The organism is Hymenobacter terricola, from assembly GCF_017921975.2.
Lineage (GTDB): Bacteria > Bacteroidota > Bacteroidia > Cytophagales > Hymenobacteraceae > Hymenobacter > Hymenobacter terricola.
In genome coordinates, this window is sequence record NZ_JAGEMO020000007.1 from 52,898 (window position 1) to 78,929 (window position 26,032).

19 protein-coding genes are annotated in these 26,032 nt (G+C 62.1%); 11 read left to right on the forward strand and 8 right to left on the reverse strand.

Annotated features, from left to right (window positions below):
• Positions 1-4: 4 nt before the first annotated feature.
• Positions 5-2,110, reverse strand: coding sequence for a hypothetical protein (locus tag J4G38_RS06970; RefSeq protein ID WP_210513893.1), 2,106 nt, complete (start codon positions 2,108-2,110; stop codon positions 5-7).
• 184 nt (positions 2,111-2,294) lie between these two features.
• Between J4G38_RS06970 and J4G38_RS06975 the strand changes: the two genes are divergently transcribed.
• Positions 2,295-4,373 (forward strand): OmpA family protein, encoded by a 2,079-nt coding sequence (locus J4G38_RS06975; RefSeq protein ID WP_210513892.1) that lies wholly within the window; start codon positions 2,295-2,297, stop codon positions 4,371-4,373.
• A 168-nt stretch (positions 4,374-4,541) separates the two neighbouring features.
• Here J4G38_RS06975 and proS read toward each other — a convergent pair whose 3' ends face one another.
• Complete coding sequence (gene proS, locus J4G38_RS06980; RefSeq protein ID WP_210513891.1) at positions 4,542-6,017, reverse strand: proline--tRNA ligase; 1,476 nt, start codon at positions 6,015-6,017, stop codon at positions 4,542-4,544.
• A gap of 241 nt (positions 6,018-6,258) precedes the next feature.
• On the opposite strand from proS, the gene J4G38_RS06985 reads away from it, so the two are divergent.
• A complete protein-coding gene (locus J4G38_RS06985) occupies positions 6,259-7,725 on the forward strand; it encodes a hypothetical protein (RefSeq protein ID WP_210513890.1) in 1,467 nt (488 codons plus the stop codon).
• Positions 7,726-7,799: 74 nt separating this feature from the next.
• Complete coding sequence (locus tag J4G38_RS06990) at positions 7,800-9,377, forward strand: OmpP1/FadL family transporter (protein WP_210513889.1); 1,578 nt, start codon at positions 7,800-7,802, stop codon at positions 9,375-9,377.
• 89 nt (positions 9,378-9,466) lie between these two features.
• On the opposite strand, the gene J4G38_RS06995 is transcribed toward J4G38_RS06990, so the two are convergent.
• Complete coding sequence (locus J4G38_RS06995) at positions 9,467-10,501, reverse strand: hypothetical protein (RefSeq protein ID WP_210513888.1); 1,035 nt, start codon at positions 10,499-10,501, stop codon at positions 9,467-9,469.
• A 102-nt stretch (positions 10,502-10,603) separates the two neighbouring features.
• Here J4G38_RS06995 and J4G38_RS07000 point away from each other — a divergent pair, with 102 nt between their 5' ends.
• Together J4G38_RS07000 and J4G38_RS07005 are read left to right on the forward strand one after the other, a co-directional pair.
• Positions 10,604-12,844, forward strand: coding sequence for a S9 family peptidase (locus J4G38_RS07000; RefSeq protein WP_210513887.1), 2,241 nt, complete (start codon positions 10,604-10,606; stop codon positions 12,842-12,844).
• Positions 12,845-13,087: 243 nt separating this feature from the next.
• Positions 13,088-13,726, forward strand: coding sequence for a pectate lyase family protein (locus tag J4G38_RS07005; RefSeq protein WP_210513886.1), 639 nt, complete (start codon positions 13,088-13,090; stop codon positions 13,724-13,726).
• Between the two features lie 316 nt (positions 13,727-14,042).
• Here J4G38_RS07005 and prmC read toward each other — a convergent pair whose 3' ends face one another.
• Positions 14,043-14,930, reverse strand: coding sequence for a peptide chain release factor N(5)-glutamine methyltransferase (gene prmC / locus J4G38_RS07010; RefSeq protein ID WP_210513885.1), 888 nt, complete (start codon positions 14,928-14,930; stop codon positions 14,043-14,045).
• 55 nt (positions 14,931-14,985) lie between these two features.
• Here prmC and ribD point away from each other — a divergent pair, with 55 nt between their 5' ends.
• The 4 genes from ribD to J4G38_RS07030 all read left to right on the forward strand — a co-directional run bounded on the left by ribD (position 14,986) and on the right by J4G38_RS07030 (position 18,614).
• The gene (gene ribD, locus J4G38_RS07015) at positions 14,986-16,023 is read left to right on the forward strand and encodes a bifunctional diaminohydroxyphosphoribosylaminopyrimidine deaminase/5-amino-6-(5-phosphoribosylamino)uracil reductase RibD (protein WP_210513884.1); all 1,038 of its coding nucleotides are present in this window, start codon (positions 14,986-14,988) and stop codon (positions 16,021-16,023) included.
• A 96-nt stretch (positions 16,024-16,119) separates the two neighbouring features.
• Positions 16,120-16,602: a GAF domain-containing protein gene (locus tag J4G38_RS07020; protein WP_210513883.1), complete on the forward strand. Its 483-nt coding sequence runs from the start codon at positions 16,120-16,122 to the stop codon at positions 16,600-16,602.
• A gap of 37 nt (positions 16,603-16,639) precedes the next feature.
• Positions 16,640-17,317, forward strand: a complete 678-nt coding sequence (locus tag J4G38_RS07025; RefSeq protein ID WP_210513882.1) for a hypothetical protein — start codon at positions 16,640-16,642, stop codon at positions 17,315-17,317.
• A 109-nt stretch (positions 17,318-17,426) separates the two neighbouring features.
• Positions 17,427-18,614 carry a glutathionylspermidine synthase family protein gene (locus J4G38_RS07030; RefSeq protein ID WP_210513881.1) on the forward strand — a complete coding sequence of 396 codons (1,188 nt, stop codon included), beginning with the start codon at positions 17,427-17,429 and terminating at the stop codon, positions 18,612-18,614.
• A 185-nt stretch (positions 18,615-18,799) separates the two neighbouring features.
• Here the strand turns inward: J4G38_RS07030 and J4G38_RS07035 are convergent, their stop codons facing one another.
• The 4 genes from J4G38_RS07035 to J4G38_RS07050 all read right to left on the reverse strand — a co-directional run bounded on the left by J4G38_RS07035 (position 18,800) and on the right by J4G38_RS07050 (position 23,443).
• Positions 18,800-19,462, reverse strand: a complete 663-nt coding sequence (locus J4G38_RS07035; protein WP_210513880.1) for a phosphatidylserine decarboxylase family protein — start codon at positions 19,460-19,462, stop codon at positions 18,800-18,802.
• A 178-nt stretch (positions 19,463-19,640) separates the two neighbouring features.
• Positions 19,641-20,927: a Glu/Leu/Phe/Val family dehydrogenase gene (locus J4G38_RS07040; RefSeq protein WP_210513879.1), complete on the reverse strand. Its 1,287-nt coding sequence runs from the start codon at positions 20,925-20,927 to the stop codon at positions 19,641-19,643.
• 384 nt (positions 20,928-21,311) lie between these two features.
• Positions 21,312-22,355 (reverse strand): phosphatidate cytidylyltransferase, encoded by a 1,044-nt coding sequence (locus tag J4G38_RS07045; RefSeq protein ID WP_226163239.1) that lies wholly within the window; start codon positions 22,353-22,355, stop codon positions 21,312-21,314.
• Positions 22,356-22,456: 101 nt separating this feature from the next.
• Positions 22,457-23,443 carry a CPBP family intramembrane glutamic endopeptidase gene (locus J4G38_RS07050; protein WP_210513877.1) on the reverse strand — a complete coding sequence of 329 codons (987 nt, stop codon included), beginning with the start codon at positions 23,441-23,443 and terminating at the stop codon, positions 22,457-22,459.
• 205 nt (positions 23,444-23,648) lie between these two features.
• Here J4G38_RS07050 and dusB point away from each other — a divergent pair, with 205 nt between their 5' ends.
• Both dusB and J4G38_RS07060 read left to right on the forward strand, forming a co-directional pair.
• Positions 23,649-24,638 (forward strand): tRNA dihydrouridine synthase DusB, encoded by a 990-nt coding sequence (dusB, locus tag J4G38_RS07055; protein ID WP_210513876.1) that lies wholly within the window; start codon positions 23,649-23,651, stop codon positions 24,636-24,638.
• A 146-nt stretch (positions 24,639-24,784) separates the two neighbouring features.
• Positions 24,785-25,993, forward strand: coding sequence for an ATP-binding protein (locus tag J4G38_RS07060; protein ID WP_210513875.1), 1,209 nt, complete (start codon positions 24,785-24,787; stop codon positions 25,991-25,993).
• The last annotated feature ends 39 nt before the right edge of the window (positions 25,994-26,032 follow it).

Sequence of the window (26,032 nt, forward strand, 5' to 3'; positions counted from 1 at the left end):
TCTCCTACCGCTTCCCCAGCCGCCACTCCGCCGCCAGCTCGAAATACGGCAGCACCCGGCGCGTCTCCTGGGCCAAATCCTGGGCCGAGTAGCTGCTGCCAATGAACGTGCCCGGCCCGGTGGTGTAGGTGTTGTAGGTGCGCATCCACTGCAGCCAGATGCTGGCCGTGAGGTTGAAGCCGGCCGTGGCGCGGCGCTCCACCGCCACCTCGGGGCCCTGCTGCCGGGTGATGTTGTGCAGGTAAATCAGGCTCGACGTGGTGGCAGGCGAGGCCGCGTCGGGCAGCAGGGCGGCGCGGCCGTAGTTGCGCTGCTCCAGCAGGCGGTAGCCCAGGCGCAGGCTGGTGCTGCCCTTGGGGCCGGCCCAGCTCTGGCGCGCCCCGGCCGAGAAGTCGTGGGTCACGCTCGTATCGAGCGGGCTCTCGCGGAACCGGGCCCAGTCGAGCTGGCCCACGCGGTTTTCGCGGCGCACGTAGTCGGCCAGCAGCAGCAGGCGGGGCCGCAGCTGGTAGGTCAGGCTCTGGGTTTGTTCCAGCACGCGGCTGGCGCGGTTGCGGGCCTGCTCGGCCGTGAGGTCGCGCACCTGGTAGCTCACCCACAAGTGGTAGTTCGAGCGGATGCTCCACTTGCCCGGCGCCCAGGTAAAGCCCGGCTCCCAGTGCAGCAGGTGGTCCACGTAGTTCTCGGCGCTCTGGCTGGCCCGGATAAACACAGTCTGGCGCACCTCGCCGGCCACCCCCAGCGTGGTGCGGAAGGCCCCGGCCCAGCGCCCCGTCCAGGTGAGGCGCAGCAGGTGCTGGGCCTCGTCGCGGGTTTGCTGGTTGTCCTTGCTGGGGGCATCCACGCGCAGCAGCTGGGCGGTGCCCAGCAGGGCCAGCGCGTGGCGGGGCGTGGGCAGCCAGGTCAGGTTGCCCTGCCACAGGGTGGTTTGCTCGGTGATGTCCTTCACCTGCTCCCGGGACAGGGCCGTGGCCAGCTTCGCCACGCTCAGAAAGCGGGAGTTGTCGAGGTAGTAGGCCCGCGTCCGCTCGTGGTAGCTGAAGCTGAGGCTGCTTTGCAGCTTGGGCCGGGCAAAGCGCAGCTCCTGGCGGGTATCCAGCTCGCGCTGCCGGTAGCCCACGTCCTGCAGGGTATCGGCCCCGGTGCTTTGCCGCCGGTACTTGAAGGCCCGCGTCGGCAGCAGCAGGCTATTGTCCGAGCGCAGCGTGGCAAACTCGTTGATGCGGTACGTAGCGCCCGCCTGCGCCAGCAGGGTATCGGACTGAATGCGCTGCACCGAGCCCAGCAGGTAGTCTTCGGCGCGGTTGGTGCGGTAGCCCAGGCGGCCCTGCACCGTGAGCGGCGCGCCCGCCAGAAAGGCCTGCTCGCCGGCCGCCTCGGCCACCAGCCGCTGCATGGTGCGCGGCCCCAACGCGGCCCGGGTGCCCAGCACGCGCACCGCCAGCGGGGCCGCCGTGGGCCCGTTGAGGTAATAAATGGCCGCCGCGTCGAAGCCGTAGGCGAAGCCCGCGTCGTTGCGGCCGTTGCGGCGGTCGGTGGCCAGGCCGCCCAGCACCGTCAGGTGCATCTGGGAAAGGGAATCGATGGGGTTGGCCGGCCGCAGGCGGCGCTGGTAGCCCAGGCGGCCCAGCCACAGGCCGGTGCGGGTGGCATTGGCCCGGCTTTGGTCGTAGTGCAGCTGCTGGCCCAGCTGCCAGTGGTTGGCCGCGTCCAGGGTGAAGACGTCGGCCACATCGGCCCCGTAGTCTTCCCGCACGAAGGGCGGCGTGCCGCGCGAGTCGTAAATCATGTCGGTGCCCACGCGGTAGCGCAGCTGCTGGCGCGGCCCCAGCCGCAGGTAGCCCCGCGCCCCGCTGGTTTGCACGAAGGTGCTCACGCCCACCCGCCGGGCCCGGGCCACGAGCAGCAGCGTGGTATCGGCCCCCGCCGGCCGCAGCCCGCTGAATACCGGCCCAAACGGCGTGGCTCCCACCAGCACCTGCGCCCGCCCGGCCAGCGAGGCCCCAACCAGGAAAATTAATAAAAGCCCTGCTGCACCCACATGCCGGCCCCGGACGCGGCCCCGCGCCGCGCCCCACCGCCGCCATACCGAAAACCACCAAATTATCACGGGTACACGGCCCGCAAAGTCCTGCTTCGCGGCGCCGCACCGGGAAGGTAATACATAGCCCGGTGAGGCTCCGCAAATAGTTTTTCGTTAGGTTAGCTGTTGAAAACACAACCGTGGCCCGGTGGCGCTACTGTAAATTTGCCCGGCCCCGGTCCCCCATTTCTTTTTTTCTACTATCGATACCATGAATAATTATCCTATGACCCGCTTACTCGCTGCCGTGCCCCTGGGCCTGGGCCTGCTGGGGGCTGCGCCGGCCCAGGCCCAGCACGTGCAATGGGCAGCCCGCCTGGTGGCCGTATCATCGCAAAAGTCGGAAGGCAAGGACCCTTTCTCGCCCTCGCAGGTGCTGAGCACGCCCAACGCCCTGCCGCTGGGCCAAATCAGCAACGATGCCTGGATACCGCGCAAGGAAGGCCCCAACGAATTTATCGAGGTGCGCTTTGCCCGCTCGGTGCCGGCCCAGCAGGTTACCATCGTCGAGAACTTCAACCCCGGCTCCATCACCAAAGTCGAGCTGGTGGATACCAAGGGCGTGCACCACGAGGTGTACGCCAACCCCAACCCCGGCCCCCTGCCCGAGGCCTACCGCACCCTCGAAGTGAAGTTCCCGGCCGCCGAGTACCGCACCCTGGGCGTGAAAATATACATGAACACCGCCAAGGTGGAAGGCGTGAACCAGATTGACGCCATCGGCATCGCCGACGTGGTGTCGACCATGGTGAAGCAGGCTTTCACGGAAGAGAAAGGCCCCGACGCCGTGAAATCGACCCAGTTCGACTCCTCGCTGGTGAACCTGGGCCCGAACGTGAACACCCGCTACGTGGAAACCCACCCGGTGATTTCGCCCAACGGCCGCACGCTGTACTTCGCCCGCGAAAGCAACCCCGAGAACGTGGGCGGCGGCCGCGACCCGCAGGACGTCTTCGCCTCGGCCCTGGTGAGCGGCAAAAACAAGACCTGGGGCCCGGCCAAAAACGTGGGCGGCCCCGTGAACACCCCCGACGACCCCAACGGCATCGCCTCGGTATCAGCCAACGGCCAGAGCGCCATTCTCATCAACATCTACAACCGCGACGGCACCATGGACCCGCTCGGGTGCAGCCTCACCAAGCACACCCGCATGGGCTGGACGCAGCCGGTGCCGCAGGTCATCAAGGACTTTGTGAACCTGGACAAGGAGCACGTCGACTTCTTCCTGGCCACCTCGGGCAAGGCCCTGCTCATGGCCGTGGACCGGCCCGACGGCATTGGTGGGCAGGACATTTTCGTGAGCTTCCCGGTGCCCGAAACCACCAATACCTGGACCAAGCCCAAGAACCTGGGCCGCAACGTGAACACCGAGAAATCGGACTTCGCCCCCTTCCTCGCGGCCGACGAAAAAACCCTGTACTTCGCCAGCGAAGGCCGCGGCGGCTATGGCAAGTCCGACATATTCTACACCAAGCGCCTCGACGATACCTGGACCAACTGGAGCCCGCCCCGCAACCTGGGTCCGGTGGTCAACTCGCCCGATTTCGACGCCTACTACACCATTTCGGCCGCCGGCCAGGATGCTTACCTGGTGTCGTCGCGCAACGGCACGGATGGCTCCAAGGACATTTTCCGCATCTCCCTGGCCCCCGCCTTCCAGCCCGAAGTGGTGACGCTGGTGACCGGCCGCGTGCTCGACGTGAACACCCACAAGCCCATCCGGGCCATCATTCACTACGAAAACCTGCTCACGGGCGAGGAAATCGGCGTCACCGAAACCGACCCCGTGGATGGCTCCTACACCATCGTGCTGCCCAGCGGCGTGCAGTACGGCTACCGCGCCGAAGCCAAAGGCTACCTCGCCGAAGGCGCCAACCTCGACGTGACGGCCAAGGACAAGTACTCCGAGCAAAAGCAGGACCTGTTCCTCGTGCCCTTCAACGTGGGCCAGACCGTGAAGCTAAACAACATCTTCTTTCAGCAGAGCCGGTACTACCTCAACACCAGCTCCTACCCCGAGTTGCTGCGCCTCATCCGCATCATGAAGGATTACCCCACGGTGGAAATCAAGATTTCGGGCCACACCGACAACCAGGGTGACCCCGCCCTCAACCTCAAGCTGAGCCAGGACCGGGTGAACGAGGTGAAGAAATACCTCAGCAGCCACGGCATCATCGGCACCCGCATCACCGTGGAAGGCTTTGGCGATACCAAGCCAATCGCCAGCAACGACCAGGAAGAAACCCGCGCCAAAAACCGCCGCGTGGAGTTCACGATTACTAAGAAGTAGCCCTTCGTCATCGGCCAGGCCGTTTCTTTGGCCCACCAAAAAGCCCCGGCTCTGAGCAGAGCCGGGGCTTTTTGGTGGGCCAAAGAAACGGGTTTTCAGTGGTTGGCTGCTCGTTGTTAGTCAAGCGGTTGTCAGTACACTACTTACTAATAACCAACAACTAACCACTTAGTATGCCCGGGCAAAATAGGCGCGGCGAGCGCTCGGCCGGCCGGTCACCATGCACACGCCCTCTTCGTCGGGCTCGGCCAGGGCCAGGCAGCGCACGGTGGCCTTGGTTTCGTCCTTGATGCGGTCCTCGGTTTCGTTGGTGCCGTCGTAGTGGGCCAGCACGAAACCGCCCTTGCCGTCGAGCACCTGCTTGAACTCGTCGTAGCTATCTACGCGGGTCATGTGCTGCTCGCGGTAATGCTTGGCCTTCGCGTAGATATTGGTTTGAATATCGGTCAGCAGCTGGTCCACGCTGGCCACGATATCGGCCAGGGGCAGGCTCATTTTCTCCTTGGTGTCGCGGCGCACCACTTCCACGGTGCCGGCATCCAGGTCGCGGGCGCCGATGGCCAGGCGCACGGGCACGCCTTTCAGCTCCCATTCGGCAAATTTGAAGCCGGGGCGCTCGGTGTCGCGGGCGTCCAGCTTCACCGAAATGCCGCGGGCAATAAGGCCTTGCTGAATGGGCCGAATGCGCTCAATTAGCGCGTCAAGCTCCCCGGTTTTGTAGATGGGCACGATAACCACCTGAATCGGCGCCAGCTTGGGCGGCAGCACCAGGCCGTCGTCGTCGGAATGCGCCATCACCAGCGCGCCCATCAGGCGGGTGCTCACGCCCCAGCTGGTGCCCCACACGTGCTCCCGCACGCCGTCCTTATTGGCAAACTGCACGTCGAACGCCTTGGCGAAGTTCTGGCCCAGAAAGTGGCTGGTGCCGGCCTGCAGGGCCTTGCCGTCCTGCATCAGCGCCTCGATGCAATAGGTGTCCACGGCCCCGGCAAACCGCTCGTTGGGGGTTTTCACGCCCTTCACCACGGGCAGGGCCATGTGTTCCTCGGCAAACTCGGCGTATACGTCGAGCATCTGGCGGGTTTCGGACACGGCCTCTTCGGCGGTGGCGTGGGCCGTGTGCCCTTCCTGCCACAGGAACTCGGCGGTGCGCAGAAACAGGCGGGTGCGCATTTCCCAGCGCACCACGTTGGCCCACTGGTTGATGAGCAGCGGCAGGTCGCGGTAGCTCTGCACCCAGTTTTTGTAGGTGCTCCAGATAATGGCCTCCGAAGTGGGGCGCACGATAAGCTCTTCTTCCAGTTTGGCGGCGGGGTCCACGCGCAGCTTGCCGGGGTTGTCCGGGTCGGTCTGGAGGCGGTAGTGCGTCACCACGGCGCACTCTTTGGCAAAGCCTTCGGCATTTTTCTCCTCGGCTTCAAACAGGCTTTTGGGGACGAAGAGCGGGAAGTAGGCATTTTCGTGGCCGGTGCGCTTGAACATATCATCCAGCTGGCGCTGCATTTTTTCCCAGATGGCGTAGCCATAAGGTTTAATGACCATGCAGCCGCGCACGGCGGAATTTTCGGCCAGGCCGGCACGCTTCACTAACTCATTGTACCAAAGCGAATAATCTTCTTGGCGGGTGGGCAACTTTTTGCTCATGGGAGGCATCTAAGGGGTAATTGAAAAGGTTTCCAACTCTGGTACAAGATTTGACCTGACCCAGGGGCACCGTTCCGGGGTCAAATTACGTTATTAATGCGCGGACCTTAATTACGTGGGTCCTCGGGCTGACCGGCCGCAGGTTGCTTAAACTAGTGCGCGTTATTTGTCTCTTCATTCCGCTTCCATCGTTTAAGTTGTTACTTTACAGTATGCCCATCCATCCTTACTTTTCTCTGTCATGAAAAACCTGCTCACCGCCTGTTTGCCCGCCTTGGCCCTGTTCGCGCTGGGCGGCTGCGCGGGTACGTCGGCCCTCACTTCTTCGGAAGACGACGGGGTCTATTACTCTTCTAAAGACCACACCACGGCCATTGTGAGCGCGCCCGCTGCGCCGGCCACTACCGACGAGGCCGCCAACCCCGATTACAACGGCGGCACGAGTGGCTCGACGGCCCGCCAGGGCACCGGCTCGGACCAGTATTACGACAACACGTACACCTACATGCGCGGGGCGCCCAGCTACAGCCCGCCACTTTCGTACTACGCGCCCTACAGCCCCTACACCAGCCTGAGCTATGGCATGGGTGGGTACGGCGGTGGGGCGTATGGCTTCTCGCCGTACTCCTACGGGGGATTTTACGACCCGTTCTACAGCCCCTTTTATAGCCCATTTGGGTACGGCTACGGGTCGGGCCTGAGCATTAGCTTCGGCTTTGGGCGCTCGTTCGGTTATGGTGGCTTCGGCGGCTACGGTGGCTATGGCTACTCGCCGTTTGGGTACGGCTACGGTTCGCCTTATGGCTACGGCGGCTACGACCCCTTCTATTATGGCAGCTCCTTTTACGGCGGGTATTACGGCCGGGGCGGGTACTATGGCAATAACTATTACGGCAGCAACTACGGCAACGGCAACGGTTATTCTGGCGATGGCGGCGGCAACGGCCGCACTTCCGGCCACCGCACCGACCGTGCTTCTGATGGCCGCTACCTGTCGAATGGCGGTGGGGCGACCACGCCCGGCACCACCACAAGCGCCCCAATCGGTGGCCGTGGGCGGACCAGCGACATGGTGGTTGCGCCCAACGCCCCCGGCACTGGTTCGCAGCCCATTTCGAACCCCGAAATGCTAAACCGCGGCGGCCGGACGCGGACTGATGCCGTGACTGCTTCGCCCGATGCCACGCCGGCCCGCACCGACGGGGGCTTTAACCAGCCCCAGAGCATCGACCGCACCAATCAGCCGCGCTACCGCAACATGGACCAGTTGTCGAATAACGGCCAGCCGCAAAACGTGAACCCCGGCCAGGGCCAGATAACGCGCGACGACAACCGGGGCCACTGGCGCAACACCGACGCCGCTCCCCAAACCGGGCAGATGCAGCCCTCGGCTGCACCACAAGGGCAGCAGGAACAGCGCCGTCGGGGCGGCTTCTTTCAAAATGTGTTTTCGCAGCCCAGCGCTCCCACTGGCCAGGCTGCTGACCAGTCGCAGCAGCGCCAACGCTCGGTGGACCAGCCGCAACGGTCCTACAGCCAGCCCCAGCCCCAGTCCCAGCCGCAACGCTCGTTTGAGCAGCCCCAGCAGCGGTCGTACGACCAGCCCCAGCGCTCTTATAGCCAGCCTTCCTATTCGGCCCCATCCTACGGTGGCGGCGGGGGTGGTGGCGGAGGAGGCGGGGGTGGCGGCCACGGTCGCGGCCACTAATTCCGAAGCTTTCTTTCTGTAAAAACTTCCCCAAGTGAGCCGGCCCGACGGCCGGCTCCTTTTCTTCCCAACCCATGAAAAAACGGATTATTTGGCTCAGCCTGGCCCTCGCAGTGGGGCAGGCCAGCCACGCCTTTGCCCAAGACGCCAGCGACGCACTGCGGTATTCGCGCCTGCAGTTTGGTGGTCCGGCCCGCACGCAGGGCATTGGGGGAGCCAACGTGGCCCTCGGCGCCGACTTCGGCAACCTAACCAGCAACCCGGCCGGCCTGGGCATGTTCCAGAAGTCGGAAGCGCATATTTCGCCGGGCATTGGCTTGGGGCAGAGCGACTCCCGCATCGACGGCAATTCAGCCGCCTCGCAAAACGAAACCAAAAACAGCTTCCATATTGCGAGCCTGGGCCTGGTGCTGGCCACCCGCCGCCCCGACGATGACCAAAGCACCAACTGGCGCGGGGGGGCCTTCGCGCTGGGATTTAGCCGGCTGGCCGATTTTAATTCGGCCTCGCAGTACCAGGGCTCGCTGAACAACAATCAGTCGTACCTGTCCCGCTTCCAGCCGGCGGCGAATGCGGCCCGCGACCAGGCTACCTTCAATGACCTGGACAAGCAGGTAAATGACAACTACTACACCTCCAATCTCGGGCTGGCTTACGGGGCTTACCTGGCCAATATCGTGAGCGCGCGCGGCGGCACGCGGCCCGATTCGGCCGTGGTGCTGCGGCAACAGGGCAGCACGGTGAACCAGGGCGAACGAATCACTAATTCCGGGTCGGTATCGCAGTTCGATTTTGGCTATGGGGCTAACTACCGCGACCGGCTGTACATCGGCGGCGCCATCGGCATTGTCAGCTCCAATTACACGCAGATACGCACGCTGACTGAATCCGATAACGACGTAAACACGCACTTCAACAGCCTGACCAGCGAAACGCAGCTGAAAACCAAAGGCACGGGCTTCAACGCCCGGATCGGGGTTATCTACCGCTTGCTCGACAATTTGCGGTTGGGGGCTTCCGTGCAGACGCCCACTTTCATGCGCCTCACCGACACCTACAGCGAAAGCCTGACGTCCAATTTCAGCGCCCAGGGCACCGACCATGTGCCCAGCGACTTGCCCGTGGGCCAGAACACGACCGTGTCGTTCCCCACGAATGACTATGCTTACACGCTCACCACGCCATTTCGCGCCAACGGCGGCGCGGCGCTCACGCTGGGCAAGCACGGCTTTGTGACGGGCGACATTGAGTACGTGGGCTACCAGCAGGCCCGCCTGCACAACGATTCGCAGAATGCCAACGGCGACGACTATTCGTTCACCGCTGAAAACAACGACATCCAAACCCGGTACAAGAACACCGTTAACCTGCGCTTTGGGGCCGAGGGCCGCTTCGATGTGTTCCGGGTGCGACTGGGCTACGCCCGCTACGGTGACCCCTACACGGCCGACACCAACAACGAGCGGGTGCAGAATTTCTATACCGCCGGTCTGGGCCTGCGCCAGGGCAATTTCTTCCTCGACGTGGCCGGGGTGTACACCGCCATGGACCAGCTCTACACGCCGTACTCGCTGAATAATGGCTTGCAGCCGGTCATCAAAGTGAACAATACCCGCTACACCACGAGCGTAACGGCCGGCGTCACGTTCTAAGCGAGCGGCCCCACGGTCCTGCTGCACTTTCATAGGAAAGGCTGCTCTGAACCAGAGCAGCCTTTCCTATTTTTGATGCGATAAGCTACTTATTTCTGCACCTTCACCAAGCAGGTGAGGATGGGCGAGGTGCCGAGAACTAAATCAGACACCAATATCAGCCCGGTATAATCCTGATTGTCCTCGTTCACCCGAAAGGCAATGACCTGGGACTTCGCCAGCACGCCGGTGCTTAAGGGCGTTGCGAATGGCGTACCGGTACTGAACGCGGTTTCGAAGGTCGCCGTGGTGGCGGCGTTGGTGAAATCGGTAACAGAGAGGGTGGTCCGGCGCAGCTGGGTGGCGCGCCGGGACGCGGTGGGCCAGGTATTCGGGTTGAGCCGGAGGTTCTGAGCATCGGCGGGTGCGCTCAGGATAACCGTGTTATTCGTGGTGGTGCATACCAGGTCAATTAGCTGCTGGTTGGCCTGCAACGTGTGTTCGTTGTTGATGAGGGCGTACTTGGGCAGCAGCAGGCCCGAGCGCAAACTCAGGTACACGCGGGCCTGGTCGCGGCGCTGCGCCGAATCGGCCGAGGCCCGGCGCACCACGGGCCGCAGCACCGCCGTGTAGTTGTGGAACACGGCCGCCGAGTCCGGTTTGTGCACCGTGAGGCGGTAGGCGCGGCTGGCCGTCTGGCTGGTATTGTCGGTGGCGGTGTACTGCCAGAGCTCGGTGCCGGACGTGGTGCGGGCGGTAAACTTGTTGTTGAACAGAAATTCGCCGCCCCGGTAGGCCGCGCTGCTGCCGGTACCGAGCAGGTTTTGGCCCCGGATTATCGCCGAATCCAGAAACACCAGCTCGTTGTCATTAATGGCCTTTTTGGGGTCGTAGCCGCTGATGGGCACAGGGTAGAGAATGGGGTTGCGCGTGGGCTCGTACTTCACCGTGATGCGCAGGTTGGTCAGGTCGTTGTCGTTGCCCACGGCGTAGGCGCGGGTCGAGAGCGTGTCGCTCGGGTTCACGGTTCGGTTGCCGGAGGTCAGGCCCGCAATGCCAATGAAGTCGAGGCGAACGGGCGTGTCCGTTTTGGCGCAGGCCGCCAGCAGCGCGGGCAGGAAAAGTAAAAGAAGGCGAAAACGCATGATGCAAAGGTAACGGGAGCCACAGCTGGCGCCGGTGCTGCGGGTGGCTATTACCTTTAACGTTCCGTTCCCCCCCTTATTTCGTCTATTTCATTTCCGTCGATGCGTTTTCGCTTTTTCGCGCTGGCCGCGCTGCTGGCCACCAACGGCCCGGCCCTGGTACCGGGCTTCACCCCCACCCTCGTCCTCGCCCAGCAAAAGCTGCCGCTGACGCTGGAAGACATCTGGGCCAAGCCCACGTTCCGCACGGCCGCCGTGCCGGGATTCAACTGGATGAACGACGGCCGCTACTACTCGGCCCTAGAAAGCGGCAGCCTCGTGCAGCACGAAGTAACCACCGGCAAAGCCGTGCAAACGCTGGTAACTGCCGCCGAACTGCAGGCGCCCGGCGCGGCGGCTCCGCTCAATGTGGACGGCTACTCGTTCAACGCCAACGAGCAGAAAATCCTGTTCACCACCGCCACGGAGCCCATTTACCGGCACAGCGCCCGCGCCAGCTACTACGTGTTCGACCGCGGCACCAAGAAGCTGACGCCGCTGAGCGCCGGCGGCAAGCAGGGCTACGCCACGTTCTCGCCCGATGGCCAGCGCGTGGCTTTCACCCGCGACAACAACGTGTTTGTGACCGACCTGGCCACGATGCAGGAAACCGCCGTGACGACCAACGGCGTCAAAAACAACCTCATCAACGGCTCAACCGACTGGGTGTACGAGGAGGAATTCGGCTTCGCGCAGGGCTTTTTCTGGTCGCCCGACAGCAAGCAGCTTGCTTATTACAGCTTCGATGAAAGCCAGGTGCCGGAGTACGACATGCAGGAATGGGGCGGGCTTTACCCCAAGGAATACCGCTTCAAATACCCCAAAGCCGGCGAGAAAAACTCGGTGGTGAGCGTGAGCACCTACGACGTGGCCAGCGCCCGCACCGTGAAAATGGACGTGGGCCCGGTGGCCGACCAATACATTCCGCGCGTGCAGTGGACCACGGCCCCGAACCTGCTCAGCATTCAGCGCCTGAACCGCCTGCAGAACAAGCTCGAAATCCTGCACGCGGATGCCACCACCGGCAAAACCCAGGTAGTGCTGACCGACACGAACCCGGCTTACGTCGAAATCAACGACGATTTGAAGTACCTGGCGGGCGGCAAGCAATTCCTGTTCACCAGCGAGAAAGACGGCTACCAGCACCTGTATCTGCACGACATCGGCGGCAAGCAGGTGCGCCAGCTCACCAAGGGCAACTGGGAGATTTCGGCCATCAACGGCTTCGACCCCAAGACCGGCAACGTGTATTACACCAGCACCGAAGGCTCGGCCTTGCAGCGCCACTTGTACCGCATCAACCTCAGCGGCTCGGGCAAAAAGCGCATCAGCGACGCTGAAAACGGCACCGATGTGGTGAACATGAGCCCCGACACGCAATATTTCCTCAACACGCATTCCTCGGCTGGCATCCCGCCGGTGGTGAGCCTGCGCGAGGGCAGCACCGGCAAGCTGGTGAAGACCCTGGAAGACAACGCCAAACTCAAGCAAACCCTCACGCAGTACGACCTCGGCAAGCTGGAGTTTTTCACCTTCAAAAACTCGGAAGGCATCGAGTTGAACGCCTGGATGATGAAGCCCAGCAACTTCGACCCCGCCAAAAAATACCCCGTGCTGATGCACGTGTACGGCGGCCCCAGCTTCGGCACCAGCAGCACCCAAACCGTGCTCGACAACGCCGGCGGTGGCACGGCGTTCACCAACTACCTCTGGCACCAGATGCTGACGGAAAAGGGCTACATCGTGGTTTCGGTGGAAAACCGGGGCACCTCGGGCCGCGGCTCGGCCTTCCGCAAAGCCACGTATGCCAACCTGGGCAAGTTCGAAACCATCGACCAGGGCGAAGGCGCCAAATACCTCGCCACGCTGCCCTACGTGGATAAAGCCCGCATCGGCATCTGGGGCTGGAGCTACGGCGGCTACATGACTTCGCTGGCCATGACCAAGAACGCCGACCTGTTCAAGATGGGCATTGCCGTGGCCCCGGTCACGAACTGGCGCTACTACGACACCGTGTACACCGAGCGCTACCTGAAAACGCCCCAGGAAAACCCCGGCGGCTACGACGACAACTCGCCCGTGCAGTTTGCCCAGAACCTGCGCGGCAAGTTCCTGCTCGTGCACGGCACCGGCGACGACAACGTGCACTTCCAGAACTCCATCGCCTTTGTCGATGCCCTCATCAAGGCCAACAAAGACTACCAGACGCTGTACTACCCCAACCGCAACCACGGCATCGCGGGCGGCAACACGCGCCTGCACCTCTACCGCCAGATGACGAATTTCGTGACGCAGAACCTATAGCCGTACCGCTGCCCGCGCTCCCAAAAGCGGAGGTACTGGTTCAGAATCCTGAAAAGCAGAAGGCCCGTTGCGTCATGCAGCGGGCCTTCTGCTTTATAAGCTGCTCGAACCGCAACTTCCGGCATCGTCCCCGGCATCGTTTGCGCTAGTATAAAACTGTTTTATAGCCGTTTATCAGGCGTATGGCTCTACTATTACCGGCTCAACCATACGCTCCCCATCAATCCCACCCGTAGTCACCCTATGAAACACGTTTTACTACTCACCTTACTGCTGACTTTAGCCAGTGGTATTTCCGCCTTCAGCCAAACCCCGGGCGCTACATATGGCCTGTTCGGCTACGCCCAGATGACGACCGGCACCACCGGCGGCGCGGGCGGCACTACCGTCACGGTGAACACCGGCACCGCCTTGCAAGCCGCTATTCGCAACAAGGGCACGCCGCCGCTCACCATTTACGTCAACGGCACCATCACGCTGGCCAACTCGCCGACTCTCACCAAGATTGACGTGAAGGACGTGAGCGACATTTCCATTATTGGCTTCGACCGGCTGGGTGAGTTCAACGGCATCGGCATCAAGATTTTCCGGGCCAACAACGTCATCCTGCAAAACCTGAAGGTGCACAACGTGCTGGCCAGCACCGGTAATGGGGACTGCATCGGCATCGAGGGCCCGGCCAACCACATCTGGGTAGACCACTGCGAGATGTACAACGTGTACCAGGGCGTGAGCACCGACGACGACGACGGCCTGCTCGACGCCAAGGCCGACTGCCAGTTCATCACCTACTCGTGGAACTACCTGCACGACGGCTGGAAGGCCAGCCTCTCGCCAGCCCCGTACGCATTGCACTATTCAACCTCACGGGAGCCAAAGTAGCCGATGCGGTGAATGCCGCCATGCTGGCCGCCGGCATGCACCGCATCGAATATCAGGATTCAACCCTGAAAGCAGGCGTGTATTTCTACGTGGTGACCACCTAAAGCGGCATTTATCGCGACAAGCTGCTGGTGGAATAAGCCACGCTCAAAGTAACATAGCGCGGTTCTCGGGTAGGAGTACGCGCAGGCTCCGGTCCGACCGGTTAAAGAAAGAACGTTCTAATAAACAACGACAACCGGTCGGACCGCCTGGGGCGGTCCGACCGGAGCCTGCGCCGACAAACCGCTTCCTACTGAACCACTACCTAAAAGGCTCAGGAATTCGTTTCCTGAGCCTTTTGTGCTGCTGGCTGATTGCCCCGCACCACGCGCGCCTTGCCGAACATATCGGGCAGCACGCGCACCTCCACAAACCCGTATTTTTCGAGCAGTGCGGCCGTTTCCGGCCCCAGCGCTTCGTTGATTTCCAGGTAAAGCCCGCCGCCGGGACGGAGCAGCTCGTGGCCGATTTCGCACAGGCGGCGGTAGAACAGCAGCGGGTCCTCGTCGGGCACGAACAGGGCCGTGGCGGGCTCCCAGGCCAGCACGTTGTCGCGCATCAGGGGCCGCTCGCTTTCGCGCACGTAGGGCGGGTTGCTCACCAGCACATCCAGCGTGCCGGGGGCCAGCCCGGCCGGCATCGCCTGCAGAATATCGACTTGCTGAAATACGACCTGGGGGGCGTAGCGGGCCCCATTGCGGCAGGCCACGGCCAGGGCTTCTTCCGAAATATCCACGGCCAGCACCTGGGCTGCGGGCAGGACTTCGGCCAGCGCCAGAGCCAGGCAGCCCGAGCCCGTGCCCACGTCGAGCACGCGCAGGCCGTGCTGGCTGCCCTGCTCCAGCCGTATCACGCGCACCAGCTCTTCGGTTTCGGGGCGGGGAATAAGGGTGGCGGGGGTCACTTCCAGGGCCATGCCTTCGAAAAAGGCCGTGCCCAGCACGTACTGCACCGGCTCGTGGGCCAGCAGGCGGGCTTGCAACGGCTCCAGAGCCGCTATTTTTTCCGGCGGCACCAATTCCTGCGCGTCCATCATGCGTTGCAGCGAATCCATGTCGAGCAGGTGCTCTACCACCAGGGCAGCGATGGCCTGGGCTTCGCGTTCAGGATAAATGGGTTGCAGCGCGGACGCTAATGAGGTAGTGAATCGGCGGACATTCATTGGGTCAAAGGTAGGCCCAAGGCGTAGCGATGGCGCCGTTGTTACCTTCGCCCCAATGAAAACCGACGACGCCACTTTCATGCGCCGCGCCCTCGATTTGGCGCACCTTGGCACCGGCTATGCCCGCCCCAACCCTTTGGTGGGGTGCGTAGTAACTCACCAAAACCGCATCATCGGCGAGGGCTGGCACCGACAGTACGGCGGCCCTCACGCTGAAGTAAACGCCCTGGCCGCAGTGGCCGACCAGGAACTGCTGTCACAAAGCCGCGTCTACGTGACCCTGGAGCCCTGCGCCCACCACGGGAAAACGCCGCCCTGCGCCGATTTGCTCATTGCCAAGGGTGTGCCCGAGGTCGTGATTTGCAATCCGGACCCTTTTCATCTGGTGGCCGGGCGCGGCATCGGAAAGCTGCGCGCCGCCGACGTGCAGGTCGAAACCGGCCTGCTGGCCGAAGAAGGCCGCTGGCTGAACCGCCGCTTCTTCACCTTTCACGAGAAGAAACGGCCCTACCTGGTACTGAAATGGGCCGAAACGGCCGACGGCTTCCTGGCCGGGCGCTACTTCCAGCCCATCAAAATCAGCGGGCCCCAGGCCAACCTGCTCACCCACCAGTGGCGGGCCGAGGAACAGGCCATATTAGTGGGCACCCGCACCGCCCTGCACGACAACCCGCACCTGAACGTGCGCGACTGGCCCGGCCCTCAGCCCACCCGCCTCGTCATCGACAAAAACCTGAGCCTGCCGCCCACCCACCACTTGCTCGACGGCTCGCAGCCCACCCTCATCTACACCTACCGCCAGCCCTACCACACCACCAACCTCGACCACATCATGCTGTCCGAAGCCGACGACCTGATTCCGCAGGTACTCGCCGACTTGTACCAGCGCCAGGTGCAGTCCGTCTTCGTCGAAGGCGGCCCCACGGTGCTGAACGCCCTGCTCCACGCCGGCTTGTGGGATGAAATCCGGATATTCCGGTCCCCCATGAAGCTGGGCCAAGGCATTGCCGCGCCACGTATAGGATTTAGTGGATTGTATGAGCGCACGAACGTTGGGGCCGATGAGCTGTTCTGGTACGTGAACGACAAGTAGCGCGGACTTTGAGAGTCCGCGCATGAACGACAACCGCACAAAACCCAACTACTCCACTCGCGGACTCTCAAAGTCCGCGCTACATTCCGCTACCTCATGGCCGAAAGCCTCGCCCTCGACACCACGCTCACCAAAGCCGAGCAATACCAGCAGCTGCTGCCCCAAATTGAAGCCCTCACCACCGGCGAGCCCGACCTCATCGCCAACCTTGCCAACACGGCGGGGGCTTTGCACCAGGCGTTTGGCTTTTTCTGGGTGGGGTTTTATCTCGTGAAAGGCGATGAATTGGTGCTCGGGCCATTCCAGGGGCCCATTGCCTGCACGCGCATTCGCCACGGCAAGGGCGTGTGCGGAGCCAGCTGGGCCCAGGCCCAAACCATCCTCGTGCCCGATGTGGAAGCCTTCCCCGGCCACATCGCCTGCAGCTCCGATTCCAAATCCGAAATCGTGGTGCCCATCCTCAAAGATGGCCGGGTAGTGGCCGTGCTGGACGTGGACAGCGACCATCTCAACGACTTCGACTCCGATGACCAGGCCGCGCTGGAGCAGCTGATGCAGCGGGCGGCGCAGTGGTTTTAGCCCCTGCTTCCCAACGCAAGCCCTTTTTTCCATTCTCATGAAAAAGCACTTCCATCCCCTCGGCGACTGGCGTCGCAACGTGTTGCTGGCGGCGGCGGCCAGCAGCCTGGGCCTTGCGCTGCCCGCCTGCTCTTCCAACGACAACAGCACCGCCGACCAGGGGGCCGAAGCCAGCTGGGGCGGCGGAACTTACAGCCAGGGCGTCGTCACCGAAATGACCGAAGTAAAGCCCAGCGAGTGGAAAATCACCGCCGAGCGCCCCGCCGGCAAGGAAGAAGTGGCCGCCGTGCTTCACCATCTCGACGGCAAAACCGACACGCTGCAAGGCCAGGCCCTGCAACGCCAGATGCAGGACTACAGCCGCCAAAACCCCGAAAACCGCGCCCAGGGCAACGGCATGATGAACGTGCTGATGTGGAGCAGCATCGGCTACATGGCTGGCCGCTACATGACGCCCAACCCCGGCTACTACGCCAATCCCGGCCTGCTCCAAAACACCCAGGGCTGGCGCGCCAACGTGGCCCGCGAGCGCCAAAGTGGCCGGGGCTTCTTCGGCCGGGGCTTTGGGGGCGGCCGCACTTCCCCCAGCGCCGGCATTCAGGAAAGCCGCTCCACGGTGCGCTCTTCGCCCCGCCCCAGCTTCCGCAGCAGCGCGCCGGCGGGGCGCAGCAGTCGCTTTGGTAGCCGCGGCGGCTTCCGGGGCTTTGGCGGCTGAGTTTCATTGAACAGTTATCAATCAACGTTTAACTGCTGTTCTGTTATCCGGCTGCCGTGTTACTGTTGCTAATTGGACCGCCTTCTAATTGATAACTGTTCAATGATAAATGAGCATTAACCTTCTTCCCCTCACCGGCGACGTTTCGCCGGCCGTACGCACTTTGGGTTGGGACTGGGCCATTGAGGATGCCTGCCAGAACTACGTGGCCCGCGAAGCCGTGCAGCTGCCCGAAAGCGACGCCGAAATGCTGCTCCAGGCCGGCGACACGCTGTATGATATGCTGGTGCAGGCCATTCCGGACCCCATTCCCGACGAGTTTCTGCAGCTGCTGGCCATTCCGGCCACGCTGTGGGAAGCCGTGCGCCACTCCTGGAACGACGAGCGCCACTGGCATCTCTACGGCCGCTTCGACCTGGCCCTGACGCCCAGCGGCCCCAAGCTCCTGGAATTCAACGCCGACACCGCCACCAGCCTGCCCGAAACCACCGTGGTGCAGTGGGCCAGCCTGGTGGCCGCCGGCCAGGCCGAGGACGACCGCCAGGCCAATGGCCTGTTCGAATGCCTCGAAGACCAGTTCCGGCACTGGCGCGCCCTCAACCACGAGCTGCGGGCCACGCTCCTGCTCGTGTACCTGCCCGGCAGCGCCGAAGACGAAGCCAACTGCGCCGTGCTGGCCGAAGCTGCCCGCGTGGCTGGATTTGCCGATACCTACACCTGCCCCATTGACGATATGCGCGTCACGGTGGCCGGCGAAGCCCGCGGCATCTGGGCCGAAACCGTGCCCGGCCAATGGCAGCGGTTCGATTTCCTGTTTAAGCTGGTGCCCTGGGAAATCCTGGCTGAGGAAGAGTCCGACCTCACCGCCGACCTCGTTCAGCTGCAACTCTCCCGCGACGTCATCATCGCCAATCCGGCTTATGCGTTGCTATTCCAGAGCAAAGCGTTGCTGGCTCATCTGTGGAGCGTGTTTCCACACCACCCGCTGCTGCTCGAAGCCAGCCTCCAGCCGCTGCCCGGCCACCACGTTCGCAAGCCGTTCTTCGGCCGCGAGGGCCAGAACGTGGCCGAAATTCAGGCCGATGGCCAGACCGGCGCCGAAATACCCGGCGATTTTTCCGGCCAGCCCCAACTCTACCAGCAATGGGCCGAGCTGCCGACTGACACACAGGGCCGGCGCTACCAGGCCGGCGTTTTCTGGGCCGGTGAGGCCTGCGCCATCGGCTTTCGGCGTGAAGCCGGGCTCATCACCAACCTGTCGGAGTTTGTCCCGCACCTTCTCGGACCACAGATTTAACGGATTGCAACGGATTGCAACGGATTTGTTGCGGTTCCACTCCGATAGCGTCTGTTCACTAGTGAAAAGTATCAGCAAAAAAGAGGCCGCTCATTGAATTGAGCGGCCTCTTTTTTCAACTGCTTAAAGGGCTGCGGAGCCACAACAAATCCGTCCTAATCGGTTGCAATCCGTTAAATCTGCGGTCAGACTTTCAACTGGCAGATGACGGTTTCGCCGCCTTTCACTTTCTGGCCCAGCTCTACTTTCACTTCGGTGTCGAGCGGCACGAATACATCGACGCGGGAGCCGAATTTGATGAAGCCGAACTCCTCGCCCTGGCTCACTTCGTCGCCCTCGTTCACGTACCACACAATGCGGCGGGCCATGGCCCCGGCAATCTGCCGGAAGAGCACCAGCGGGCCAGCATCGGACTCGACCACCACGGTGGTGCGCTCGTTTTGGGTGCTGCTTTTGGGGTGCCAGGCCACCAGGTAGTTGCCGGGGTGGTACTTGAAATATTTCACCAGGCCCGAAATCGGGTTGCGGGTGACGTGCACGTTGATGGGTGACATGAAGATGCTGATTTGCTTGCGCTCATCCTCAAAATACTCGGGTTCGAACACGTTCTCGATAACGACTACTTTGCCATCGGCCGGGGCCAGCAGCAGGTCTTCGTGCGTGAATAGGTGGCGGAACGGGCTGCGAAAAAACTGCAGAATTAGCAAAAAGATAATGACCGTAGCCCCGGCAAACAGCCGGTTGACCAAGTCAGCGCCCTTATTGAGTTGAAATACCAGCAGGTTGAGCGCCAGCAGAACCAGCAGCGTAACGAACAGGATGCGTCTTCCTTCTTTATGAATCTTCATGCGAATTAGCGGGACAGGCCGCCGGGGGTGCAAGTTAAAGCCCACTTGCTAAACAACGGCCCACCTTGCCGCGAACGGGCAAAGTGGGCCGGGAGTTACTTAGCGCGCAAAACGTAGGCTTCGCGCAACCGTCATCCAACTAACGCAATGTAGCGCGGGCCGGATTGCGGATTAATTACTAGAAGCCGCCGCGGAATTTGTAGGTCTGGGCTACCTTATCGATGGCCACCACGTAGGCCGCGATGCGCATCGGAATCTTATATTTCAGGCTGGTCTGGTACACTTTCTCGAAGGCGTCGGACATGATGCGGTCGGCGCGCTCGGTCACCATTTCCAGGCTCCACTTGAAGCCCTGCTTGTTCTGCACCCACTCGAAGTACGACACCGTGACGCCGCCCGAGTTGGCCAGAATATCCGGCACCACCATGATGCCCTTCTCGTTGATAATCGGGTCGGCCGAGGCTGAGGTGGGGCCGTTGGCCCCTTCCACGATGAGCTTGGCCTTGATGTCGTGGGCGTTGTGCTCCGTGATAACGTCCTCCACGGCCGCGGGCACCAGCACGTCCACGTCGGACGTCAGCAGCTCGGTGGGGTCCATCGGCGTGGCGCCTTCGAAGCCTTCGAGGCGGCCGCCGTGGGCGTTTTTGTAGGCAATGGCGTCGTCGATGTTGATGCCATTCTCGTTCCAGTACGCCCCCGAAATATCGGACACGGCCTTGATTTTCACGCCCTGGCCGTGCAGCAGCACAGCCGCCCAGGAACCCACGTTGCCGAAGCCCTGCACGGCGGCCGATACGTCGGCGGGGTTCAGGCCCAGCTTTTTGAGGGCGGCCAGGGTCGACACCATTACGCCGCGGCCGGTGGCCTCGGTGCGGCCCAGCGAGCCGCCCATTACCAGGGGCTTGCCGGTGACCACGGCCGGCGAAGTCATGCCGTTGGTCTTCGAGAATTCGTCCATCAGCCAGGCCATTTCGCGGGGACCGGTGCCCATGTCGGGGGCCGGAATGTCGCGGTCGGGGCCGAAAATATCTTTCAGGGCCAGCGTGTAGCCGCGGGTCATGCGCTCTATTTCGCCGGCGCTCATCTTGGTGGGGTCGCAGATGATGCCGCCCTTGGCCCCGCCGTAGGGAATGTCGACCACGGCGCACTTCCAGGTCATCCAGGCCGCGAGGGCCTTCACCTCGTCGAGGTGCACGTTGATGTCGTAGCGAATGCCGCCCTTGCTCGGGCCCAGGATGGTGTTGTGAATCACGCGGTAGCCTTCGAACACGCGAATCTTGCCGTTGTCCATCGTCACCGGAATATTGACGATAATCTGCTTGTCCGGCGCTTTGAGCACGTTGTAGGTTTCATCATCAAGGCCGAGAATCTCGGCCGCGATGTTGAAGCGCGACATCATGGATTCTAGTGGGTTTTCGCGGTCCATTAACGGGGCCGGCTCTTTGTACACGGTGTGGGTTGCCATTCGGAAGGGATGTTGGTTGGAAAAGTGTTGGGTGGGAAGTTGGGTACGATTCAGGGCCGCAAAGGTATTGCTTTTGTCAGGATGCGGAAGGAATCAGCCGCAAACGTTTGGGGAATTTCCGCGCGGGAGAAAGCGGGTTGGGGAGTCCGTGGCCGGGGGAAAATACCGGGAGCTGAAGGCGTGGCCTTCGGTGCTCCTAAGAAAATACAGAGGACCGAAGCAGTGAGTTTTGGTGCTCCTAAGAAAATACAGAGGGCTGCCGCACCCAGCGACAGCCCCCAAAATAAAATACAGAGCACTGCCGCGCCCAGCGGCAGCCCCCAAAGGGAAATACAGAGGGCCGCCGCACACGGCGGTAGCCCTCTGTATTTTTTTACCTCCTCCCTACCCCACCAGCAATTGCAGCAGCGCCAGCACCGGCAGCACCAGCAGAAAAGCATCGAACCTATCGAGCAGCCCGCCGTGGCCGGGCATGATGCTGCCCGAATCCTTCACCCCCACGCTGCGCTTGAGCATGGACTCGGCCAGGTCGCCGAGGGGCGCGAACACGGCCACCACGCCGGCCGCCACCAGGCGGTGCGTGAGGGGCATATCGGGCAGCATGTAGCCGATGGCCCAGCCCACCACCAACGTCATCACGAAGCCGCCGGCCCAGCCTTCCCAGGTTTTGCCGGGCGAGATACTGGGGGCAAACTTATGCTTGCCGATGGCCCGGCCCACGGCGTACGCGCCGATATCGGAAGCCCAGATGAGGAAGAGCAGGGCGAAGATGCGGCGGTAGTCGTAGTGAGGAAGGTCAGAGGAATAGCTCTGATTGTAAGCAATAACTTGAAGCAATGATATTGGGATACTGATGTAAAATATTCCTCCAACTGTTATTGCCACATTTACAAATGGACTAGGTGAACTGGGCCACAGAAATATTTCACGTAAAACGAGTATCAGAAACAAGACGAGCAAAATGGCCGCAATACCTGCCAACGCCCATGCCACAACTACCATGTGTTGTTCAGGCGATGCGCCGCTACCTATTGCGACTGATGCATTTCCTATTTTGACATATGTATTATTTGCTTGAGCATGCCAATATTGAGGCAAGCCTTGCCAAGCATGAATCACAGCAAACAATAGTAAGCTCGCCCCAACTCCAAGCCACGTAGCCGGCGCGTAGCCGCCCGCCCGCATCATGCGGTAAAACTCCCAGAGCATGATGGCCTGCACGACGGCGAAGAACAGCCCAAAGGTCCAGGGGCTGAACCAGACGCTGCCCAGCAGCAGCGCCGCCCCGATAACGCCCCAGATGACGCGCAGGCGCAGGTTGCTGGGGCCGGCTTTCGCGGCGGGGGTTTCGGCAGAAATGGGGGGAAGCGGAGGCGTAGAGTCGGGCAAAGTGGGAGGGGATGTAGCGACGGAAGGTTGGAACGTCATGCAGAGCGCAGCGAAGCATCTCGCGTGCAATAGTAATTCAATAGCTCAACGATGCGAGCGAGATGCTTCGCTGCGCTCTGCATGACGTTCAGGTTTCGGTTTTATGTTAACGGTTCGGAGCGGCGCACGGCCACGCCCTCGCTGCTGAGGGTGAGCATGGTGGTGGGCGCCACGGGTGCCGTCATGCGCTGGTGCAGGAAATAGAGCAAACCGGCTGAGAGCAGCGCCGACGGAATGGCCAGCCACAAGGGCAGCGCATCGGTAGAATCGGGGTCGAAGCCCCAGCCAAACTGGCCGCGCTGGGCGAGGTAGAGGATGAGCAGCTGGAAGGCATTCTGGGTGAAGTGCGCGGCCATGCTCACTAGGATATTGCCGCTCCAGAGGTACAGATACCCCAGCACCAGCCCCAGCACAAAGCGCGGCACGAAGCCAAAGAACTGAAAGTGAATGGCCGAGAAAAGGGCCGCTCCCAGCCACACGCCCACCTGCGGCGAAAACCAGCGCACCAGGTTTTTCTGAATCACGCCCCGAAACACCAGCTCCTCGCTAATGGCCGGCACCAGCGCAATGACCACCACGCCCACCCAAAACCGCGTCGGCGAGTTGAACATCGTGAGGAACTTGGTGAGGTCGGCAGCCCGGTCTTCGCTGGCCCGCGCCCACACCTCAAACCCGTGCAGCGCGCTGGGAAAATGCGCCCCGGCATTCCAGGAAATGAGCGTGGACATGAAGGGCAGAATAACAATAATGAGCACGGCCGCCGCCAGCAGCCACCAGCCCGCTCCCGGTCGGCGCGGACTGAAATACTCGGCCCAGCCATAGCCCAGCGCCCAAGCCAGCGCCAGCGCCCCGCCCGCGAAAGCCCCAAACAGCAGCAGGCCCTGGTAGGCCATCAGCAGGCCCCAGCCCTGCGGGTAGGCAGCAGGGTAGGCCACCACTTTGCCCATGTCCACCAGCGACACCCCAAAAGCTAACCGGGCGTAGGCGAAGAAAACCGCCAGGCCCACGCAGGCCCCTGCCACCATCATCACCAGCAGCATCAGTATCTGCAGGCCGGGGTGCAGGGTGCGGGGCAGGAAACCTTTCATAGCGGGGTACAAGTTGGGAAGGGCGTAAATTTACCGCAGATTTAATTTAGGCTTGTTTACAACGAGCAAACAAGAACGTCAATCCCCCAGAACGTCATGCTGAGCTTGCCGAAGCATCTCTACCGGGCAAGTAATCAGGTTTACTATTGCGGTAGAGATGCTTCGGCTTCGCTCAGCATGACGTTCTGTAAAATTTCAATACCCCGTGGTCAACATAGGCAACATCCAGCTCCCCGATTTCCCGCTCCTGCTCGCGCCCATGGAGGACGTGAGCGACCCGCCCTTCCGCGCCGTGTGCAAGGCCCACGGGGCCGACCTGATGTACACCGAGTTTATTTCCTCGGAAGGCCTCATTCGGGCGGCGGCCAAGAGCCGCAAGAAGCTGGACATCTTCGACTACGAGCGGCCCATCGGCATCCAGCTCTTCGGCTCCGACGTGGAGACGATGGGCGAGTGCGCGGCCATCAGCACCGAGGCCGGGCCCGATTTGATTGACATCAACTACGGCTGCCCGGTGAAGCAGGTGGCCTGCCGGGGCGCCGGCGCGGCCCTGCTCCAGGACATCCCCAAAATGGTGGCCATGACCGCCGCCGTGGTAAAAAACACGCACCTGCCCGTGACCGTGAAAACCCGCCTGGGCTGGGACGAAGGCACCAAAAACGTGGAAGAAGTGGCCGAGCGCCTGCAGGACGTGGGCATTTCGGCCCTCACCGTGCACGGCCGCACCCGCGCCCAGCTCTACAAGGGCGACGCCGACTGGCGCCTCATCGCCAAAATCAAGGACAACCCGCGCATCCACATTCCCATCTTCGGCAACGGCGACATTACCTCGCCCGAAAAGGCCCTCGAATACAAAACCCGCTACGGCGTGGACGGCGTGATGATTGGCCGGGCCAGTATCGGCTACCCCTGGATTTTCCGGGAAGTGAAGCACTACGTGGCCACCGGCCAGCTCCTGGCCCCGCCCACGCTGGAAGAGCGCGTGGCCGCCTGCCAGATGCACTTCGACCGCAGCATTGAGTGGAAAGGCCCGAAGGTGGGCATCTTCGAGATGCGCCGTCACTACGCTCATTACTTCCGGGGCCTGGAAGGTGCCAAAAACTGGCGCACCAGCCTGGTGAATGCCGAAACGCCAGCAGTCGTGCTGGAAATCCTGGCCGAAATAGCCAGCAGCGAGGCGGTGCTGGTGGGGTAATGGGATTTTCCCAACCGAACGTCATGCTGAGCTTGCCGAAGCATCTCTACCGCAATAGTAATCCACTCGTAAGAGTTTAGCTGCGCGGTAGCGATGCTTCGGCAAGCTCAGCATGACGTTCTTTTTTGTTCAATGACTACCCCTTAATGATTCCGATTTACGACCAAAAATCCCGCGTTAAAATCCTGGTGGCGGTGCTGGCGCTGCTCATTGGCGCGGCCACCGTTATCTACACCAACCTGCTGGTGCAGCGCGTGTCGAAGCGCGAGCAGGAGCAGATTCAGCTCTACGCCAAGGCCCAGGAGTTCATCATCAACTCGGAATCGGATTCGAATACGCTGTTTGTTTTCAGTGAGATTGTGAATGCCAACGCCACCATTCCGGTCATTCTCAGCAGCGACGGGAAAGACATTGTCGCGGCCAAAAACATCGAGATGCCGGCTCATCTATCGAAAGCCGATTCGGTGACGCTGCTGGCGAGCGAGCTGCGGCTGATGCGGCAGCAGCACCAGCCCATCGTGGTGAAGTTTGGGGGCGGGCAGGTGAACTATATTTTCTACCGCGACTCGCAATTGCTGCGGCAGCTGCGGACGTACCCATTGGTGCAGCTGGTGGTGATTGGCTGCCTGGCCATCATCGCGTACTTCGCGTTCAGCTCGTCGCGCCGGGCCGAGCAAAACCGCGTGTGGGTGGGCCTGGCCAAGGAAACCGCGCACCAGCTGGGCACGCCGCTCAGCAGCCTGGTGGGCTGGCAGAACTACCTGCGCGACTCCGAGCGGTTCCGCGACGAGCCCATTATTGAAGAGCTGGGCAAGGACATCCGGCGGCTCGAAATTATTACGGAGCGGTTCAGCAACATCGGCTCGGTGCCGGTGCTGAAGGACGAAAACCTGCTCCGCACCACCCGCAACGCCATCGAGTACCTGCAAAGCCGGGTGTCGAAAAAGGTGGTGTTCAAGATTGAAACCGACCTGCCGATGGACACGCCCGCCCTCATCAACGTGCCGCTGTTCGACTGGGTGATTGAGAATATCTGCAAAAACGCGGTGGACGCCATGGACGGGCGCGGGTCCATCACGCTGCACCTGCGGCGGGTGCGCACCCGCCGCAGCTGGTACCGGCGCGGCGCCCCGCCCCGCCAGGTCGCCGTCGACATCACCGACACCGGCAAGGGCATCCCCAAAAACAAGCTCGAAAGCGTATTCATGCCCGGTTTCACCACCAAGAAGCGCGGCTGGGGCCTGGGCCTGGCGCTGGCCCGGCGCATCATCGAGAATTACCACGAAGGCAAGCTTTTCGTGAAATGGAGCGAGATGGGCCGCGGCACCACGTTCCGGGTGGTGCTGAACCAATAGCGCCGCCCGTCATTGCGAATGGAGCGCAGCAATGACAGA